The following is a 20,251-nucleotide window of genomic DNA, read 5'->3' on the forward strand; positions in this document are numbered from 1 at the left end:
GTGCGCCGGAGGCGCCGCCTCGAGGGGGAGCGCCGAAGGCGCTACGGGGGTGGTTCAATACTCCAGCTTCGCGTACAGCGTCTTCTGCGATGCTTCCCGCGCCTGCCGCAGCGTGCAGATACCGCGCTCGGCCAGCAGCGGAATCAGTTTGAGGAAGATCTCGCCGCAGACGACGGCGTCGCCCAGCGCGGTGTGCCGGCCGACGACTTCGATGCCGAGCCGCGCGGCGACGAGCTCCAGGCGGTGCTCGGCGTCGGGATGCCCCGGATGGGCCAGCGCCGAGAGCACCAGCGTGTCGAGCACCGGCTGCACGAAGTGCACGCCGGTGCGCTCCTGGGCCAGCTGCAGGAAGCGCATGTCGAAGGCGGCGTTGTGCGCCACCAGCACGGTGTCCTCGGCGAAGCGCTGGAACTGGGGCAACACCTCGGTGATGGGAGGCTGGTCGGCCAGCATCTCGTTCGAGATGCCGTGCACCTCGAACGACTCGCGGCGCACGATGCGCCGCGGCTTGATCAACCGGTCGAAGCAATCCTGGCGCAGCAGGCGGCCGTTGACGATGCGCACCGCGCCGATCGAGATGATCTCGTCGCCTTCGGACGGCGCAAGCCCGGTCGTCTCGGTGTCGAACACCGTATAGGTCAGCTCGGCCAGCCGCCGCTCGTCGAGTTCAGGCGTGTCGCCGCCCTGGCTGAAGAGATCGAAGTCGTAATAGACCGGCCGGATTGCGACCGGCGCCGCGTGCGCGGCCGAAGCCGGCAGCAGGCGCGCGGTCGGCAGCTGGATGCAGACGCGGCTCGATCCGCCCTGCCGGTCGGACTGCGCCCAGGTTTCCGCACCATGGCGGCGCAGCACCTGCTCGAGGGTGGGGCCCCGCGCGCCGATGTCCGGCGCATAAGGCTCGTCCTGCCACTCGCGCAGCACCTCCGGCGCCAGGGCCGGCCCCAGCCAGCACAGCGACAGCCGCGCGAAGCGGCCGGCCGGCAGCGTCTCGATGACCACCGAGCGGATGGCGAATCGAGCGACGAGCCGGCTCGTGAGGCTCGTCAGCGCCTGCACCATCGCATGGCTGTCCACGCTGAGCCAGATCGCCTCGCCCGGATCGCGCTGCGCCGCGGTGATGCCGAGCTGCCGCTCGATGTTGCGCTGCAGGGCGTAGACGAGGTCGGCCGAGATCATGTCCTCCAGCGGCCAGGAGCCCGGCGCATCGGCCTGCGCTGCCACCGCCGCCTCGAGCCGCACCGACAACTGCTCGGCCTCGTCGCGGATCACCGCGGTGAAGCGACGGCGCCGCTCGGCGTCCATGTCGGGATAGTGCTGCACCGTTTCGGCCGCCGCCCGGATGTTGGCCAGCGACGCGCGCGTGCCTTCGGTGAGGTGGCGCAGCAGCTGCTCGCGCCGGGTGTCCGACTCCACCGAGCGCGTGATGTCCTCCAGCAGCAACACGAAGCCGTCCACTTCGCCCTGCGAATCGAGCACCGGCGCCATCTGCACCCGCAGCAGCATGTCGTTGCGCGCGGTGACGAAGCGCGCCACCGGACGCGCCACGTCCTGGTCGGCCTGACGCCCGATGCGGTCCAGCGCGTGCAGGATCTGCCCGCGATCCAGGATGCCGAACACCGAGCGCCCGAGGCCGACGGGCAGCGCGCCCGCCTGGGCCGACCCGGCCTCGAGCAGCCGCGCCGCGCGTTCGTTGTAGAGCAGGATGCGGCCTTCGCGATTGCACACCAGCACGCTGTGCGTCAGCTCCGACATCAGCGCGGCAAGGCGGTTCTTCTCCTCCTCCAGGCGAGCGTTCGCATCGTCGATGCGCGCCTGCACCTGCCGGCCGGCCTGCTCGCGCACGCCGGCCAGCGCGTTCACCGCGTCGCCGAGCAGGCGCATCTCCCGCCCGCCGGTGAGCGAGACGCGGTGCTGCGGATTCACCATCTGGATCACCGTGACTTCCTCGGCCATCCGGGCGGCGGCCATCGGATAGGCCCACATCCACCAGCGAAGCAAGGCGCCGAGCAGGAACGGCAGCATCAGCGCGAGGATGACCAGCAGCGGCAGTCGTTCCTTCAGCAGCGCCCGCAGCGCGCCGCGCTGCGCGGGATCGATGTCGATGACCAGCGCCAGGCCGACGATGCCGATCAGGCCCAGCACGAACAGCGTCAGCAGGGCCAGCCGGGCGGCAAAGCGCAGGTTCACGCCCATCTAGCCGGCCTCCAGTTGCGCCCGGATCTGCTGGAGCAGGTCCTGGGTGGAGAACGGCTTGGTGATGTAGGCGTCGGCGCCGAGCGCCAAGCCCTTGCTCATCTCGACGTCGCGTCCCTTGGCGGTGAGCATGACGATGCGCATGCGGGCCAGCGCCGGATTCGCGCGCAGCGTCTGGCACACATCGAAACCCGACACCCTGGGCAGCATGACGTCGAGCAGCACGAGGTCGGGGCGCTCTCGCTCCACCGTGTCGAGCGCCTCCTGGCCGTCGCGCGCCACGAGCACGCGGTAGCCCTCGCGCTGCAGCAGGTACTCCAGCGAGATGACGATGTTCGGCTCGTCGTCGGCGATCAGCACGGTCTTGCTCACGATCGGTCCTCCGTTTCCACGAGCACGGCGTCGGGCTCGCGCGCCGGGACGCCCGGCGCGGCGAGCGGCAGCGTGAACGAGAAGGTCGCGCCCTGCCCGAGCGCGCTGCGCACCCACAGCCGGCCGCCGAAGTGCTGCACGATGCGCCGGCTGATGGGCAGTCCGAGGCCGGTGCCCTGCGGCTTCTCGGTCAGCGTGTCGCCGACCTGGCGGAACTTCTCGAAGATCAGCTCGTGGTCCTGCGGCGCGATGCCGATGCCGTTGTCGCTCACGTCGACCCGCAGCGCATCGGGCAGCACGCGCAGCGCGATGGCGATCTCGCCCTGCTCGCGCGGGCAGAACTTCACCGCATTGGAGATGAGGTTGAGCATGACCTGCATGAGCCGGTCGCGGTCGGCGGGCACGCGCGGCACGTCGTCGGGCAGGTCCAGGCGCAGCCTGGCGCCGTGATCGAGCACGAGCTGGCTGGTGGCGGACACCGCGTCGTGGATCACTTCCTTCAGGTCGACCTCGCTCGAGTGCCACTCGGCGTTTCCCGAGTCGAGCTTGGACAGGTCGAGCACCTGGTTGATCATGCGCGTCAGGCGCTCGCTTTCCTTGACGATGATGGCGATGAACTCGCTGCGCCGATCGGCCGGCATCTGCGGGTCCTCGTGCAGGATCTCGGAGAACGCGCGGATGGACGTGAGCGGCGTGCGCAATTCGTGGGTCACGGTGGAGATGAAGTCGTCCTTCAGGCGGTCGAGCTCCTTCAGGCGCTCGTTGGCGGCCCGCAGTTCCGCGGTGGCGGCTTCCAGCGCACGCGACTTCTGCTCCAGCTGGTGGCTGTAGGCGATGACCTGCGAGGCTTCGTCGAGGATGTCGAGCACCTCGTCCATGCCGAGCGGCTCTTCCTTCACCACCGAGGCCAGCATCACCCGCGCCGATGACGCGCCGATCGCGCCGGCCAGCAGCGTTTCCGCGAAGTGCATCAGCGCCGCATCGGGCGCGAGATCGTCGATCCCGCCGGCGCCGGCGCGCTCGGCGTATCCCGCAAAAGCCTCCTGCGCTCGCTGCGGCCCCAGGAAGCGCCCGACCAGCATCACCATCTCCTGCACGGACGCGCTGCCGCGCCACAGGCTCGAACCGCGGCCGGCCACCTTGAAGACGTCGACGAACAGCAGCGCCTGGGCACGGTCGCGGATGCCCTGCCGGCCGAGCAGGGACACCGCCGCGTAGCCGCCGACGTTGAACAGCATGCTCCAGAACATCGAATGGCTGATCTCGTCGAGCCCTTTCAGTCCGAACAGCGCGAGCGGCTTCAGCAGCGCGATGCCGAAGGGTCCCTGTTCGATGAAGGACAGGGGCAGCCAGCCCGACTTGGCGAACGACGGCAGCAGCAGCGTGTAGGCCCACAGCGCGAAGCCGAGCGACAGGCCTGTCAGGGCGCCGGCGCGGGTGCCGCCGCGCCAGTACATGCCGCCCAGCATCGCGGGCGCGAACTGCGCCACCGCAGCGAAGGACACGAGGCCGATGGCCACCAGCGCATAGGCCTCGCCGGCGACCCGGTAGTAGGCATAGCCCAGCATCATCAGCGCGACGATGGCGCCGCGGCGGATGCCGAGCAGCAGGCCCGACAGGTCGCGCCTTTCGGCCAGCGCAAGCGCCTTCCAGCGCAGCAGCAGCGGCATCACGAGGTCGTTGCAGATCATCGTCGACAGCGCGATCGTCTCGACGATCACCATGCCGGTGGCCGCCGACAGCCCGCCGATGAAGACGAACAGCGCGAGCGACTCCTGGCGGTGCGCCATCGGCAGCGTCAGCACGAAGGTGTCGGCATCGACGCTGCCGGGCGGGAAGTGCATCAGCCCCGCGAACGTGATGGGCAACACGAACACGTTGATGGCCAGCAGATAGGCCGGAAACAGCCACATCGCCTTCGAGACGTGGTGCTCGTTGACGTTCTCGACCACGCTGATCTGGAACTGCCGCGGCAGGAACAGGATGGACAGCATCGACAGGAAGATCAGCCAGGCCCACGAGCCGTAGGTGCCGGGCTTGTCGCCCAGCACCAGCAGCCGTGCGATGTCGGGACGCTGGACGGCGTGCCCGAACAGGTCGGCAAGGCCGCCGTACAGGCCGAAGGTGACGAAGACACCGACGGCGACGAAGGCGAGCAGCTTGACCAGAGACTCGAACGCCACCGCGGCGACCATGCCCTCGTGGCGCTCGGTGGCGTCGAGGTGGCGCGTGCCGAACACGATGGTGAACGCGGCCAGCAGCAGCGCCACGTACAGGGCCGTGTCCTGCAACACCATCACCTCGCGGCCCTTGACCGGCATCACGACTTCCGGGTATTGCAGCAGCAGGATGAAGCTGTTGGACACCGCCTTGAGCTGCAGCGAGATGTACGGAATGATGCCGATCACCGCGATCACCGTGACGAGACCACCGAGCAGCGCGCTCTTGCCGTAGCGGGCGGCGATGAAGTCGGCGATGGAGGTGATGCGGTTGACCTTGCTGATGCGGATCATCTTGCGCAGCACCAGCCACCACAATGCCGCCACCAGCGTCGGACCCAGGTAGATCGGCAGGAATCCGACGCCGCTGGCGGCCGCGCGCCCCACGCTGCCGTAGAACGTCCACGAGGTCGCGTACACCGCCATCGACAGCGCGTAGATGTACGGATTGGCGATGATGGAGCGGCCCGCGTCGGCGCGCTTGTCGCCGTAGTAGGCGATGGCGAACAGGATGCCGAGGTAGGCGAAGGAGATCAGCAGGATCACGCCACCGTGCAGCATGTGCCGGCTCCGGATCAGTGTCGCGGCCGCTCGACGACGAGGATCACGAGGACGATCAGCCCCAGCCACACGCCGAAGAGATAGGCATACAGGGCCGGAATGCCGAACACCGTGCCGGCGGTGTCGAACAGCGAGAGCAGCGGAAAGCTGAACAGCAGGCATCCGAGCACGAAAACCGCGACCAGCCGCTGCGCTTGCACCGCGCGATGAGCCATGCGTCCTCCGGTTACTCGGACCTGGGGGTGACGATTGTAGTAACCGCACGCAGGCGCAGGTCGCCACGCGAAACTCGGGGCCGGGGCGGCGTCTACGGAAGTACGACGACTGACCGCCGCGGCGGCGGCCGAGAGGCTCAGTCCCTCTCGGCCACGTCGTGCTCCTCGTCCAGGCGGCCCATCCGCCGGGCGTAGTACGCCGTGATGAGCACATACACGATCAACGCCCCCTGCGAGCCGACCCAGAAGCTGAACGGCCAGCCGAAGAAATTGAAGTCGAGATCGCGCGCGAACCAGCCGATCCCGAAGGTCACCACGAACCAGATCGCCAGCAGGCCCGCCGTCAGCCGCAGGTTGGCACGCCAATGGGGGCGAAGGCGTTCGTCGTGCGCCGGGGCGAATGGCTCTTCGGCTGGCGGGGCCGCCTGGGGCCGAAGGTTCACCGACACGCCTGCACCCCGATGCGCAGGCAGACCTCGATCTTCGCCAGCGTTGCCGCAAGCCAGACCAGTGACAGCACCACGAATGCCGCCAGCGGCATGTGACGGTCCAGCACGACGCTCGGCGTGACGGCACGCATGCCCCGCACGAACGGCCGGGTGAGCACGTCCAGCAGCTGGTAGAAGATGTTCGCCTGGCGATGCGGACCTGCCAGCAGGCCGAGGAGCCACCGGCCCGCCAGCGCCATGAGGGCGATCTCGGCCACGAGCTTGACGGACAGGATGGCCAGCAGCATGCGGGTGGGGAGCGACGAAGACTTCGTGCGCAGTCTAGCGAGCGATCGCGCAGGGCCGGCGCGCCCGGATGGTCGCAGCGATTCGGATAAACCCTCGGGGCATCCCGCCTGTGCACCGGCGGGCCCGGGGGGCGCCGCCGCCCGCATGCGAAAATCCGCCCCCTTCACCGGATCTCAATCCCATGGACATCGAACGCATCAACGCGATCGGCGCGAAGCTTGCCGATCTGACTCAGCGCACCGAAGCGCTAAGGGGGTATCTTTGACTACGACCGCAAAGCGCTGCGGCTGAACGAAGTCAACGCGGCCCTCGAGAACCCCAACGTCTGGAACGAGCCCAAGCGCGCCCAGGAGCTGGGCCGCGAGAAGCGCGTGCTCGACACCGTGGTCGAGACCATCGACCACCTCAGCAGCAATCTCGCCGACAACACCGAGCTGTACGAGATGTCGAAGGCCGAGGACGATGTCGACAGCATGGCCTCCATCGAGGCCGAAGCGGCCAAGCTCGAGGCCATCGTCGACGGGCTCGAGTTCCGCCGCATGTTCAACAACCCGGCCGACCCGAGCAACTGCTTCCTCGACATCCAGGCGGGCGCGGGCGGCACCGAGGCCTGCGACTGGGCACAGATGCTGCTGCGCCAGTACCTCAAGTACTGCGAGCGCAAGGGCTTCAAGGCCGAGGTGATGGAAGAGAGCGAAGGCGACGTCGCCGGCATCCGCAGCGCCACCATCAAGATCGAGGGCGACTATGCCTTCGGCCTGCTGCGCACCGAGACCGGCGTGCACCGGCTGGTGCGCAAGAGCCCGTTCGACTCCTCGGGCGGCCGCCACACGTCGTTTGCATCGGTCTTCGTGTACCCCGAGGTCGACGACTCCATCGAGATCGAGATCAATCCTGCCGACGTGCGCACCGACACCTTCCGCGCCTCCGGCGCCGGCGGCCAGCACATCAACAAGACCGACTCGGCGGTACGCCTCACGCACATCCCCACCGGCATCGTCGTGCAATGCCAGAACGACCGCTCGCAGCACCGCAATCGCGACGAGGCCTGGCAGATGCTGCGCTCGCGGCTGTACGAGCATGAGATGCGCAAGCAGATGGCCGAGCAGCAGAAGCTCGAGGACAGCAAGACCGACGTCGGCTGGGGCCACCAGATCCGCTCGTACGTGCTCGACCAGAGCCGCATCAAGGATCTGCGCACCAATGTCGAGATCAGCAACACGCAGAAGGTGCTCGACGGCGACCTGGATCCGTTCATCGAGGCGAGCTTGAAGCAGGGTGTCTGACGCGATGCGGGTTCGTGCACTGCTGTTCGACCTCGACGGCACGCTGATCGACAGCATGCCGCACCACCAGACGGCCTGGGAGGAATGGCATCGCCGACGCGACCTGCCCTTCGAACCCGACAGCTTCTTCACCGCCACCGCGGGCCGCGCCAACGCGGAGATCATGCGCACGCTGGTGCCGGGTCGCACCGCCGACGACTACCTCGCGATGGCCGACGAGAAGGAGCTGCTGTATCGCGAGATCGCGGCGCATTCGCTCGACATGATCGAGGGCTTCGACGCGCTGCGCGCCGCGGCGCGCGAGCGCGCCCTCAAGCTCGCCATCTGCACCGCCTCGACGCCGGAGAACATGGCGCTCGCCTTCGGGCGCTTCGGCCTCGACGCGCACATGGACACCGTGGTCAGCCCGGCGGACGGCGTGCGCGGCAAGCCGCATCCCGACATCTTTGTCGAGGCCGCGCGCCGGCTCGGGGTGCCCGCGGCCGAGTGCATCGTCTTCGAGGATGCACCGCTGGGCATCGAAGCCGCGCGGCGCGCCGGCATGAAGGCGGTGGCGCTGACGACCTCGCTGGCTGCTGACGACTTCACCGGGTACGACAACGTGCTCGCCATCGTTCCCGATCTCACGAGGATCGACCTGGCCGCGCTGCTGCGCGGCATCCCGGACAACAAGGAGACTCCCCATGCGTGAAGGCACCGCCACCCTGGTTCGCCGCGAGGACTACACCGCCCCGGCGTTCTGGATCAAGACCGTCGACCTCACCTTCGATCTGGAACCGTCGAAGACGCTGGTCATCAGCCGCATGCAGATCGAGCGCAACGTCGACGTGCCGGCGCAGGCGCTGAAGCTGCACGGCGAGGATCTCAACCTCACGCGCGTGCTGGTCAACGGCGAGTCGGTGTCGTTCCGCCATGAGGACGGCCAACTGGTCATCGACTCTCTGCAGGGCGTGCCGCCCGGGCCCTTCACGCTGGAGATCCGCAACACCTGCGCGCCGGACAAGAACACGCAGCTGTCGGGCCTGTACACCTCGTGCGGCGGCTTCTTCACGCAATGCGAGGCCGAGGGCTTTCGCCGCATCACGTATTTCCTGGACCGGCCGGACGTGATGTCGGTCTACACCGTCACGCTGCGCGCCAGCAAGCAGCAATACCCGGTGCTGCTGTCCAATGGCAACCTGGTCGAGCAAGGCGAGCTGGACAACGGCCGCCACTTCGCCAAGTGGCACGACCCCTTCCCGAAGCCGAGCTACCTGTTCGCGCTGGTCGCCGCCGACCTGGTCGCGCGCGAGCAGTGGATCACCACGCGCTCGGGCAAGAGCCACCTGCTGCAGGTGTACGTCCGGCGCGGCGACCTCGACAAGACCGAGCACGCGATGAACTCGCTGATCGCCTCGGTGGTGTGGGACGAGGCGCGCTTCAGGCTTCCGCTGGACCTGGAGCGCTTCATGATCGTCGCGGTGGGCGACTTCAACATGGGGGCGATGGAGAACAAGGGCCTGAACCTGTTCAACACCAAGTACGTGCTGGCCAATCCCGCCACCGCCACCGACGCCGACTACATGGCCATCGAAAGCGTCGTCGGGCACGAGTACTTCCACAACTGGACCGGCAACCGCATCACTTGCCGCGACTGGTTCCAGCTCAGCCTGAAGGAGGGCCTGACGGTCTTCCGCGATCAGGAATTCAGCATGGACATGGCCGGCTCGCCTTCGGCGCGCGCCGTCAAGCGCATCGACGACGTGCGCACGCTGCGCCAGTCGCAGTTCCCGGAAGATGCGGGCCCGATGGCGCATCCGGTGCGGCCCGACAGCTACGTCGAGATCAACAACTTCTACACCGCCACCGTCTACGACAAGGGTGCCGAAGTGGTGCGCATGATGCAGTCGCTGGTCGGCCGCGAAGGCTTCGCCCGCGGCATCACGCTGTACTTCGAGCGCCACGACGGCTGCGCGGTCACTTGCGACGACTTCGCGCAGGCCATCGCCGACGCCAATCCGCAGAGCGACCTGGCGCGCCTGCTTCCGCAGTTCAAGCGCTGGTACAGCCAGGCCGGCACGCCGCGCGTGGCCGCGCGCGGCCGCTACGACGGACCCTCGCGCACCTACACGCTGCTGCTCGAGCAGAGCTGCGCGCCCTCGCCTGGCCAGCCCGACAAGCAGCCGTACGTGATCCCGGTGGCCATGGGCCTGATCGGCCGCGACGGCCGAGCGCTGGCGCTGCAGCTCGAGGACGAGGCGGCGCCTTCCGGCGGCTTCCCGACCGAGCGCGTGCTCGTGCTGTCCGAAGCGCGCGAATTCTTCACCTTCGTCAACGTCGACGAGGAGCCGGTGCCTTCGCTGCTGCGCGGCTTTTCGGCGCCGGTGACGGTGGTCGACGGCCTGAGCGACAGCGACCTGCTGCTGTTGCTGCAGAACGATCCCGATCCGTTCAACCGCTGGGAAGCCGGCCAGCGGCTGGCCCTCGCCCGCCTGCTGGAGGCCGTGCGCACCGGCAGCGGGCTGACGCTCGACGCCCCGTTCATCGAGGCGATGCGCGCCGTGCTCAGGCATCCCGCGCTGGACGCGGCATTCAAGGAGCTGGTGCTGACGCCGCCCAGCGAGATCTACGTTGCCGAGCAGCTGGAGTCGGTCGACCCGCAGCGCATCCACGCGGCGCGCGAGGCCATGCGCCTGCAGCTGGCGCATGTGCTGCGCGACGACTGGCAGGAGGCGTTCGAATCCCATCAGGTCAAGGGCGGCTACTCGCCCGATCCGCTGTCGGCCGGCCGCCGCTCGCTGGCCAACCTGTCGCTTGCCATGCTCTGCCTCGACGCCGTGGCGCGCGGCGACAGCGTGTGGCCGGGTCGGGCCTACCAGCGCTTCAAGGACGCGAGCCACATGACCGACCGCCTGGGCGCGCTGAGCGCGCTGATTGGCGCACACTCGCCGCTGGCCGAACTGGCGCTGGCCACCTTCCACGAGCTGTTCAAGAACGAGCCGCTGGTCATCGACAAGTGGTTCACGCTGCAGGCGACCGCGCCCGAGTCGAACGGCCGCGTGTTCGCGCGGGCCAAGACGTTGATGTCGCATGCCGACTTCAACATCCGCAACCCGAACCGCGCGCGCAGCCTCATCGCCGCGCTGTGCATGGCCAATCCCGCGGCCTTCCACCGCAGCGATGCGGCCGGCTACGTGTTCTGGGCCGACCGCGTGCTGGAGCTGGACTCGTTCAATCCGCAGCTCGCCGCGCGCATCGCCCGCGTGATGGACCGCTGGAGCCGGCTCGCCGAGCCCTATCGCAGCGCAGCGCGTGAAGCGGTGGCGCGCGTGGCGGCCAAGGCCGACCTCTCCAACGACGTGCGCGAGATCGTCTCGCGCGCGCTTGCCGATACCTGAAGACCCGAAGGAACCCATGTCCCGCAAAGTCAGCCTCACCCAATACCTGATCGAACGACAGCGGCAGCACGGCAAGATCCCGGCCGAGCTGCGCCTGCTGATCGAAGTGGTCGCCCGCGCCTGCAAGAGCATTGCCATCAGCGTCAACAAGGGCGCGCTCGGTGACGTCATGGGCAGTGCCGACAGCGAGAACGTGCAGGGCGAGATCCAGAAGAAGCTCGACATCATCGCCAACGAGGTGCTGATCGAGGCCAACGAGTGGGGCGGACACCTGGCGGCGATGGCATCGGAGGAGATGGAGGGCATCTACGTGGTGCCCAACCGATTCCCTCAGGGCGAGTACCTGCTGCTGTTCGATCCGCTCGACGGCTCGAGCAACATCGACGTCAACGTGAGCATCGGCACCATCTTCTCGGTGCTGAAGAAGGGCGGCAGCCAGGAAGGCGTCAGCGAGCAGGACTTCCTGCAGCCGGGCACGCAGCAGGCTGCCGCCGGCTACTGCATCTACGGTCCGCAGACCACGCTGGCGCTGACGGTGGGCGACGGCGTCGCGATGTTCACGCTCGACCGCGAGCAAGGCGCGTGGATGCTGACACAGGAGAACCTGCGCATCCCCGAGGACACGAAGGAATTCGCGATCAACATGAGCAACATGCGCCACTGGGCCCCGCCGGTGGCGCGCTACATCGACGAATGCCTGGCCGGCAAGACCGGCTCCCGCGGCAAGGACTTCAACATGCGCTGGGTGGCGAGCATGGTGGCCGACGTTCACCGGATCCTGACGCGCGGCGGCGTCTTCCTGTACCCATGGGATCGCCGCGAGCCCGACAAGGCCGGCAAGCTGCGCCTGATGTACGAAGCCAACCCGATGAGCTTCATCGTCGAGCAGGCGGGCGGTGCGGCCACCAACGGGCGCGAACGCATCCTCGACCTGCAGCCCTCGAAACTGCACGAGCGGGTCGCGGTGTTCCTCGGCTCCAGGCACGAGGTCGAGCGCGTCACCCGCTATCATCAGGAACCTGCTTGATCGCCCGCTATAATCGCGGGCTTACGCCGGTGTAGCTCAGTTGGTAGAGCAGCGCATTCGTAATGCGAAGGTCGGGAGTTCGACTCTCTTCACCGGCACCATATCCACGAGGGCCCGCCAGCGAGCGGGCCCTCGCATTTGAGCCGCATGGGCCGCAAATGCGGCCTATGCGGCCCAATGACCTTCGCACCTCGGGGTTGCACCGCGTCTTGGGCCGCGCCAACGGGAGTTGGGATCGGCATGGGCTCGCCCGCGACCAGAGCTCCCGCGGGGCTGGTTTGCGTGTATGCCGCAGGCAGCAACGCCCCGATCCCGGACAGCACCGGCGCGATTCGCCGACCCGCCGCGCCGGACGCTGCGACCGAGACGCCCGGGTCGAGGCGCACAAAGCCAAGCCGGCCGCGCGGGCCGGAATACACCCAGCACGCGGCGCTGCCTGCAGGCACGAGATACCACTCGTCGCGTTCCGCTATCACGACTTTCTTTCGTATGCCGTTCGCCCGAGTTCGGGCAGTGCGACGGCCTTTTCATTCCGAGCTGTTTGTGCGTCAATGTTCAGCCGCGCAACGCCGGCGTGCCCGGCGAAAGCCGGGCAAGAAGAGCAGCGTGACCGAGGGGCTGCGCCATCTCGAGGCCGGCATCGCCGCCCGTGTCAGCCATGGCAGCTATCGCGCCGATCCAGAACTGGCCCGCGCTCGCGCAGTGGCTGGAGCATGCGCGCTCGCATCCGGTGATCGCAAGAGTGCAGAGAGGCTCGCGCAAGCCGCGCGTGAGGCCTTCGTCGAGCAGCCGGATGTCAGCCCCTATTTCAAGCGGCCCTCCGAAACGCTGGATAGGCGCCCAGGCCGGTTCGGGAACGTCAAGCCGAAAGGCGCGGTGGTGGACTCACCGAGATCACACTGAACTCGCAGCCGATAGCGAACGTGCCGAGCGGCGAGGCGGGGATTCTCCATGTGCACCTCCTCATGCCAACGGCGGCGCTGCGAACGTGATGTCCGGTTTCCATCCCCCGGTACGTCCGGAGAAGGAAGATTTCGCCTTCCAGGAAGCCAATCGTGACGCCGCTGGACATTGCCGCGCTCAGCCGCCTGTTGGATCAGGCGATGGACCTTGCTCCGTGCGAGTGGGAAGGGTGGCTGGAAGCGCTAGATGAGCCCACGCGGCGTGAATCGCAATGACATCGCTGGCAACCAGCACGGATGCAGCGAGTTCGCGGCATGCCCTGTCGGACATCGCCGCGCCTTCACGCATTGCTCGCTCAAGCGCGGGCGGGTCCATGGCAGCACGGCACAGTTCGTCTGCCGCCTTGGGTGGGGTCGCGCCAAGGGCCTGGACGAAGCCGCTCAAGCGAGCGGCGACCGGAGTAAGGCCACGTCGCGCTGCGAGGTGCGCCATCGGCTCGAGGAATTCGTGCACGCGATTGAACTCCCACGCAAGGGGCAGCGCCTCGGCGAGCGCCACACGGGTTGCTTCGAGGTCGCCGGCGACCAGCCCGGCACGCGCGACCTGATGGCAGGTGATAGCGAGGTATTCCCGCTGGCCGAGAGTTCGCATGCTTCTCATCACGTCCGGTGCCATCGACAGAGCCAGCGCGACGTCGCCGGCCTCGACGGCAGCCTTGATCACGTGCATCCGGACGTACCCGGCGAAGCGCAGACGACCGCCGGCCAGAACCAATGGCAACGCCTCGCGCAGCCTCTCAAGGCAGGCACGTCGGTCACCGAGGAATCCCTCGATGTGAGCAATGAAGACCAGCCGCGTCGCTCGCCAATGGGGATCAACAATCAAATCGGCCAATGCGAGTGCTTCCTGCAATGCGGATCGCGCCTCGTCATGATGGCCCTCCTGCGCCGCGTTGAACCCGAGGTGGCACAGTGCCATGACAAGGGATCGAGACTCGCCGGGCAACAATCGCCATTGCGCAACCGCCTGGCGTGAGACCTCGGTCCGCGAGATTGACGGCGATCGTATCCAGCCGCACGAGGCGTCCGCGCTGAGGATCTTGGCGCGGACCAGCGGCTCAGCACCGGCAAGCAGCCGCCTTGCCGACACAAGGCGTGCCTCCATGCCGACGACGATCCCGCACAGGCCATCGAATGCGCGCAGCGCCCGCAGCGTCCAGGCAACCGTTCCTGCATCGCTCGCCATACATGCGCGATCGAACGCGGACTCGACTTCGCGATAGTAACGACTGAATCGGTCCACCAGCTCGTTGTCGTCTGTCGTGGTCGCGTATTCGTCGACAAACTCCGCGGCGACGGAGACCATCACCGCACCGTGCCGCTGCCGGATGGCCGCCGACTCACCAGCCTCTTTCGCGCGCTCAACCGAATACACCCGCGTCGTTTGCAGCAGCCGGTAGAGCGGACCGTCGGCGTGTCCGATGCTCACGAGCGACTTGTCGGCCAGGGAAGACAAAAGTTCGCGCGCGCTCCAGCGGTCGGTGTTTTCGTCAGCGAGCATCCGCTCAGCCAATGTGACATCGAAAGCACCCACGAAAGCGGAAAGCCGCCGCAAGGCGAGCTGCTCCGGAGCCGTCAGCAAGCCGTAGCTCCAGTCGAGCAGATCGCGCAGACTGCGCTGACGCAAGGGAACTCCACGCACCCCGCCCCGCAACAAGCGCAGCCGTTCGTGCAGCATCTCGCGCACGCCCTTGATACCGACCTTAGGCACCCATGCGGCAATCATCTCGAGCGGCAGCGGAACACCATCCAGCGCCTCGCAGATCTCCGCTCCGACCGACGCAAGCCGGTCATCGAACTCGAATCCCAGATCTGCGCGAACTATGCCCTGCTCCAACAGCTGGAATGCAGCGTACTCCCGGGCTTGCGCCAGATTCGCATTCGCGGGCGGGGATGGCAGTGGACTGAGCCGGTACACCTGTTCACCGCTGGCCCTCAGGGGTTCTCGCGACGTGGCCAGGACGCGCAGTGCTGGCGCGTACGCCAGCAACTGCTCGACAAGACTTGCGACAGGCGCAAGAAGATGCTCGCAGTTGTCGATCAGGACCAGCAGGTGGCGAGGCGCCAGTGCGGCGAGCAGAAGGTCCTGCCCGCAGCCGGATGGGAGCTCGATGCCGACCGCAGCGGCCAGGGCCGGCACGAGCTGCTCTTCAGAAGTCAAAGGCGCGAGGTCGACCCAGGCAACCCCCTCGGCAAACTCGTCAGTGAGGACGACGGCTACCGCCCGGGCGAGCTCCGTCTTGCCCACGCCGCCATGACCCACCACGGAAACCAGGCGTCGGCTGCGAAGCAGATCGGCGACGGCAGCGCGATCTGCTTGGCGACCGACCAGAACGATATCGCGGGCTGGTGGCCCGCGCGACCGTCGGGCAGCTTGGCCGCTCGCCATCGCTTCCAAGCTGTCAATGCGGGGTGGATCGTCGAGTGCGCAAACTGGCCGGCGATCCAGGAATCGCTGCACGTCATCGGCGAGTGCCGCGACGCTGGGATAGCGGTCATGCATGGACTTGCGAAGAGCCTTCATCATCACGGCATCGAGGGCACCGGACAGCGCCTGCCTCATCGACGGCTCCACCGCCACTTCGCTCGGCAGCCTCGGAACCTCACCGAGCAGAGCCGCTTCGAACGATGCCGGTGATCGGCCTTCTCGCCGGTGCGGGCGCATCCCGCAGAGCAGCTCATACAAAATGACCCCCAACGAGTAGACATCCGAGGTGATGCCTGCAGGGTCGCCCCGTAATTGCTCGGGTGACGCGTACTCCAGCGTGAGGGGCCTTCCCCACTTCCTCGTCAAATCGGTCTCGACGCTCGCCCCGTTGTCGAGCAGCTTTGCGATTCCAAAGTCGAGCAGGCGGACGGCGCCATCCGAGGTAACGAGCACGTTTGCGGGCTTCAGATCGCGATGAAGGACCTGCTGACGGTGGGCGTAGGAGACGGCGCTTGCGACTTGGAGGAACAGCATGAGACGAGCCCGCAGGTCGAGACCGTATCGGCGGCAATGGACGTCGATCGGTTCGCCTTGGACGTATTCGAGAACGAGGTAGGGCTGAACGTGCCGGTACACACCGGCGTCAAGGAGCTTCGTGATTCCGGGGTGGGCCAGTGTCGAGAGGACGGAGCGCTCACGCGCGAATCGTTCGGCGATGTCGGCGCGATCCCACCGCATATGAGGCAACTTCAACGCCACTTGAGATTTCAGAGCTCCATCCGCCTGCTCCGACAACCAAACCGTTCCCATGCCGCCGTGCCCGATCACACGGACTAGCCGGCACGGTCCAATCAGATCGCCAGCCTTGGGACTCCATAAGTCTTCTTCATCCGCTGCCCCTGAGTCGCTGAGCTTCGGCCCGTGCTCCATGAAGCCTGCATGCATACTGGACCAATGCACCGCCAGCATGTATCGAAGCCTCGGCACCAGATGCCGGTGTTCCCGAGGCAAGGAGTCAAGCCAGCCCTCTGCCTGGGCCGGCTTCATTTCGAGAGCCTGTTCGAGCAGCCGGCTCAGTATCGCGATGTCAGAGACGGCGGCGCGCATGGGTGCGACAACCTTCGCTGCTGTGGACGCAACGCAACCAGCTCGCCGGCACTCAAGGGTTGAGCAGATTCAGCAGCAGCAGCCGCGCCTTCTCCCAGTCGCGCCGAACCGTCCGGTCGGTTATTTCCAGCGTCTCTGCGATCTCGGCTTCGGAGTAGCCGCCGAAATAGCGCATCTCGACCACCTGGGCCAGACGAGGTTCCGCCTGCTCCAGTTCGAGAAGCGCATCGTGCACATGGAGAATCTCCGCCTCGCCGCTCGGCACGTTCGCTATCAGCTGCGAGTTCAGGGTGATCTCGGTGAGTCCACCACCGCGCCTTTCGGCCTGACGTTCCCGAACCGAGTCGATGATGACCGACCGCATGATCTTCGACGCATACGCGAAGAAGGCGCGCCGGTCCGCCAAGCGCAGTTGGCCGCAGTTCAGGTAGCGCAGGTAGGACTCGTGAACCAGCGCCGTGGTGTCCAGGACGGTATTGCGGCCGCCGTCGCGAAGTCGGGAGCGCGCCAGCTTGCGCAACTCACCATAGGTTGCGGCGAACAACTTGTCACGCGCGCTGTCATCACCGGATTGGATTCTCGCAATGAGTTCACCCACATCTTCCATGGTGCCCTCCGGCCTGAGGCGTCAAACGCGCATTGCACCGCATTCGCAGTCCGGTGGCAATCAGTGGTCCGGCGCCCCTTCACGGGCGTCGGTGGAGCCGCTTCTCCAGGCGGCGCAACGGCACCTTGTAATACGGACTGACCCCGGGCTGCTCGATGAAAGCCTGTCGCGCCAGTTCGGCAAGCTCGCCCGCCCTGCCGCGTTCCCCGGCATCGATTGCACACAGCCCGGTGATGGCACGCAGCTGCGCCACTTCGGCGCTGTAGGGATAGCGGACTTGCGCGACCCGGTCCGTCATGGCTTGCAGAGCGGGAAGTGCCTCGCGGGACCGACCCAGTGCGCACTGTGCAGCGGCGCGAATCAGGCTCGCGTTCTCCAGGCCCTGAAGCGGCTGGAACTCGGCACTCTCGGCGTACGGTGTCAGCAGAGCCATCGCGGCAGCGGGATCGCCGCGTTCGAGCTTGATGAGCGCCCGGTCGATGGCCAGCCGCTTCACCGCATGCGCATCGCCGGAGAAGGGGTCCGTATCGCGATTGACATCCGCCGGCGACGTGTTGACGCTTGAGTGCGCTTGGCCGGCTTCGAAATGCGCCGGCGAGAGCAAGACCGCTTCTGCGTCGTCGTAGCGCCCCTGCATCCGCAGGTTCACCGCAACCAGCCTTTCCTCACCTGCACGCAGCACTTTGTCGACGGCGCCACCCTTGTACAGGCGCAAACCTATTGATCGCCGAAACTCCGCGTCGGCCTGGATATGGATTCCGCTGGCCCGTGCGGCGTGGCCCAGCGCCACTGCCATGATCAGCTCATCGGGATGGCACCGGCAGCCTCTCAACACGGGAATGGCACGGTCCAACAATGCGTACGCTCGTTCGACATGGCCCCAGTCCAGCAGCAGTTTGCCAAGTATGAAGTCCGCACGCGCCCGAACGCCCTCCGGCGCCTGCCGCGCGCTCACGACGCCATGCGCGCGCTCGACCAGCTTCAGCGCCTCGTCTGCCGGCATGAGGCCGACCTCGAACATCGTTGCGGCGACGTGGGCCTCTGCAATCGAGGCCCCGATATCCTCGACCCCGCCGACTGTACGCAGCGCATCCAGCGCCGCCTGCAGCTGGGTCCGAGCTTCCTTGGCATGCCGCTCGGCAACCAGCGTGTCGACGAACCGCAGGCGCATTCCGGTCACACGTCGCGACAACGGCCCCTCGACCTGCAGGGCCCGCTCGATGGCCTGCTCGTAGAGCGGCGCGGCCGCTGCAAACCCATCACGGCGTCGCGTCAGTTCCGCGCGAAGATAGGTCGACCGTGCCGCCTCGATGGACGGTGCGGATGCGTACGATGCGATGAGCCGGTCCGCCGCATCCAGTTCAATCGCCGCCTCTTCGTGCTTCTTCTGTTCGAACAGGATGTGGGCCAGGCCGAGGCGCACACGGGCCGAGAGCGGCCGGTCTTCGGCGGCGAGCTCCAGCGCCTGCCGGGCATGGGCTTCAGCGACGGCATCGCGCCAACCGATGAGCGTCTGCGACACCAGCAGCAGCGCGTTCGCCAGTTCCTTGGGACTCGCACGGAGGGCGACCAGTGCCTGCAGGTGCCGGTCGGCGTACTGGTGGGCAAGCCTGTCGCTGCCCATGTCGGCGAAGGTCGAAGTGACCACGCCGAACAAGTCCGCCTGCAATCGAGGTTGCCCGGCGAAGCGGGTCTCGATCTGGCTTGCTGCGCGTTCCAGCAGGAGCTCTGCCGGCAGCTCGCGCAATTGCTCGCTGGCCGGGTTGCCAGGAGCATCGATGCGAAACGCATCGACGACGAAATCCTTGACGGCCTGAGACCTCGCCGCAGCATCGTTCGCTCGCATCGCCTGCGCTACCGCGACGCCCGCGCCCAGCACGACAGCAAGCACGGCGATACCGCTGGTCGCCGCGGCGAACCGGTGCCGCAAGATGGTCTTGCGCACCCGATACCAGGCGGTGTCCGGCTGCGCCAGGACACGCTCTCCGTCCAAGTGCCGCTCGATGTCATCGGCCAGCGCGTCGGCCGAGCGATAGCGCTCGCCAGGCGCACGGCGCAATGCCTTGGCCAGGACTGCGTCGAGCTCACCACGCAGCGCGCGGGCGGTGGTCCTATCGGGTGCGCGCGTACTCGCCAGTTCGGGCTCGCCCTCGACGATCGCCTCCTCCAGCGCACCGAGGCTTTGCCGCTTCAGCCTGTACGGCAGGCTGCCCGTGAGCAGCTCGTACAGCAGCACGCCGAGCGAATAGACGTCGGACTGCACCGTGATCGTCTCGTCCCTCACCTGCTCAGGCGACGCGTAGTGCAGCGTCAGCATGCGCCCCTGTTCCTGTGTCAAGCGCGCACCGACGGCGCCGGCCTCGTGAAGCAGCTTGGCGATGCCAAAATCGAGTAGATGCGTCTGGCCGTCTTTGGTCACGAGCACGTTGGACGGCTTGAGATCGCGATGCACGACCAGACGCCCATGGGCATACGCGACTGAACGCGCCACTTGCATGAACAGCCGCAGTCGCTGTGGCAGCGTCAGCCCATGCTCTTGGCAATACGTGTCGATGGAGTTTCCATCGATGTATTCGATCGCGAGGTAGGGGCGTCCGCGCTGGTCGACGCCTGCATCATAGAGTCGAGCAATGTTGGGGTGCTCCAGCATGGCCCCAATGTCCCGTTCGCGCGCTATCCGTTCGGACAGGCCGGCAGCCCATGCAAGGCGCGGCAACTTCAGCGCCACCCTGCGCTGGAAGCGGCCATCGGCCCACTCGGCCAGCCAGACCGTGCCCATACCGCCGCGGCCGATCTCCCGGATCAGCCGGTAGGGGCCGACTTCGTCGCCCGCCTTGGCGAACGTGTCATCGGCAGCTGGGGACTCATCGGCGAGGCGTGCCCCCGCCGCCATGAAATCCGCATGGCGGCCATGGGCGTGCTCCGCGAGCATCGCGCGCAGCGCTGGAACGAGGTGCCGGTCTGCCTGGTCAAGGGTCTCCAGCCACTCCTCCCACTGCGACGGCTCCGTCTCGAGTGCCACATCCAGCAGGCTGCTCAGTGCTGCCAAGTCTCGCGGCGTCATGACGTTCTCCGGCAAGACGATGATCCTCTCTCCGGACGAATACGACAACCCAGAGCGGACACGGCTGCACAGCCGCGCTGAAGAGCCTGTCAGGCG

At 67.1% G+C, this 20,251-nt stretch carries 14 protein-coding genes and 1 tRNA gene; 6 read left to right on the plus strand and 9 right to left on the minus strand.

Annotated features, from left to right (window positions below):
* Nucleotides 1–54 precede the first annotated feature (54 nt).
* From P7V53_RS19300 to P7V53_RS19325, 6 genes are all read right to left on the minus strand, one after another.
* A complete protein-coding gene (locus P7V53_RS19300; protein ID WP_280151138.1) occupies nt 55–2,193 on the minus strand; it encodes an exonuclease domain-containing protein in 2,139 nt (712 codons plus the stop codon).
* Nucleotides 2,194–2,565: a response regulator gene (locus tag P7V53_RS19305; protein ID WP_280151139.1), complete on the minus strand. Its 372-nt coding sequence runs from the start codon at nt 2,563–2,565 to the stop codon at nt 2,194–2,196.
* Nucleotides 2,562–5,345, minus strand: a complete 2,784-nt coding sequence (locus P7V53_RS19310; RefSeq protein ID WP_280151140.1) for a sensor histidine kinase — start codon at nt 5,343–5,345, stop codon at nt 2,562–2,564. Before P7V53_RS19310 ends, P7V53_RS19305 begins: the two co-directional genes overlap by 4 nt.
* A gap of 14 nt (nt 5,346–5,359) precedes the next feature.
* Nucleotides 5,360–5,560, minus strand: a complete 201-nt coding sequence (locus P7V53_RS19315) for a hypothetical protein (protein WP_280151141.1) — start codon at nt 5,558–5,560, stop codon at nt 5,360–5,362.
* A gap of 137 nt (nt 5,561–5,697) precedes the next feature.
* A complete protein-coding gene (locus tag P7V53_RS19320) occupies nt 5,698–6,003 on the minus strand; it encodes a DUF4212 domain-containing protein (protein WP_280151142.1) in 306 nt (101 codons plus the stop codon).
* The gene (locus P7V53_RS19325; protein ID WP_280151143.1) at nt 6,000–6,296 is read right to left on the minus strand and encodes a hypothetical protein; all 297 of its coding nucleotides are present in this window, start codon (nt 6,294–6,296) and stop codon (nt 6,000–6,002) included. The genes P7V53_RS19320 and P7V53_RS19325 overlap by 4 nt, the downstream gene beginning before the upstream one ends.
* Nucleotides 6,297–6,478: 182 nt before the next feature.
* Here P7V53_RS19325 and prfB point away from each other — a divergent pair.
* From prfB to P7V53_RS19355, 6 genes are all read left to right on the plus strand, one after another.
* Nucleotides 6,479–7,583 (plus strand): peptide chain release factor 2 gene (prfB, locus tag P7V53_RS19330; RefSeq protein WP_280151144.1). Its coding sequence is split into 2 segments (ribosomal slippage): nt 6,479–6,559 and nt 6,561–7,583, totalling 1,104 coding nucleotides; the frame shifts between segments, so codons are not numbered across the junction.
* A 4-nt stretch (nt 7,584–7,587) separates the two neighbouring features.
* Entirely contained in the window at nt 7,588–8,274 is a 687-nt protein-coding gene (locus P7V53_RS19335; RefSeq protein WP_280151145.1) for an HAD family phosphatase, read from the plus strand.
* On the plus strand, nt 8,267–10,960 hold the full coding sequence (gene pepN, locus P7V53_RS19340) for an aminopeptidase N (protein ID WP_280151146.1): 2,694 nt from the start codon (nt 8,267–8,269) through the stop codon (nt 10,958–10,960). The genes P7V53_RS19335 and pepN overlap by 8 nt, the downstream gene beginning before the upstream one ends.
* A 16-nt stretch (nt 10,961–10,976) precedes the next feature.
* Complete coding sequence (locus tag P7V53_RS19345) at nt 10,977–11,987, plus strand: class 1 fructose-bisphosphatase (RefSeq protein ID WP_280151147.1); 1,011 nt, start codon at nt 10,977–10,979, stop codon at nt 11,985–11,987.
* Nucleotides 11,988–12,012: 25 nt separating this feature from the next.
* Nucleotides 12,013–12,088 (plus strand) — tRNA-Thr (locus P7V53_RS19350).
* Between the two features lie 505 nt (nt 12,089–12,593).
* Entirely contained in the window at nt 12,594–12,890 is a 297-nt protein-coding gene (locus tag P7V53_RS19355; protein ID WP_280151148.1) for a hypothetical protein, read from the plus strand.
* Between the two features lie 177 nt (nt 12,891–13,067).
* Here the strand turns inward: P7V53_RS19355 and P7V53_RS19360 are convergent, their stop codons facing one another.
* The 3 genes from P7V53_RS19360 to P7V53_RS19370 form a co-directional block, all read right to left on the minus strand.
* Nucleotides 13,068–16,484, minus strand: coding sequence for a protein kinase (locus P7V53_RS19360; protein ID WP_280151149.1), 3,417 nt, complete (start codon nt 16,482–16,484; stop codon nt 13,068–13,070).
* Nucleotides 16,485–16,536: 52 nt separating this feature from the next.
* A complete protein-coding gene (locus tag P7V53_RS19365) occupies nt 16,537–17,091 on the minus strand; it encodes an ECF-type sigma factor (protein ID WP_280151150.1) in 555 nt (184 codons plus the stop codon).
* A 79-nt stretch (nt 17,092–17,170) separates the two neighbouring features.
* Nucleotides 17,171–20,155, minus strand: a complete 2,985-nt coding sequence (locus P7V53_RS19370) for a serine/threonine-protein kinase (RefSeq protein ID WP_280151151.1) — start codon at nt 20,153–20,155, stop codon at nt 17,171–17,173.
* Nucleotides 20,156–20,251: the final 96 nt, after the last annotated feature.

The sequence above is a fragment of the Piscinibacter sp. XHJ-5 genome, assembly GCF_029855045.1.
Classification (GTDB): Bacteria; Pseudomonadota; Gammaproteobacteria; order Burkholderiales; family Burkholderiaceae_C; genus Albitalea.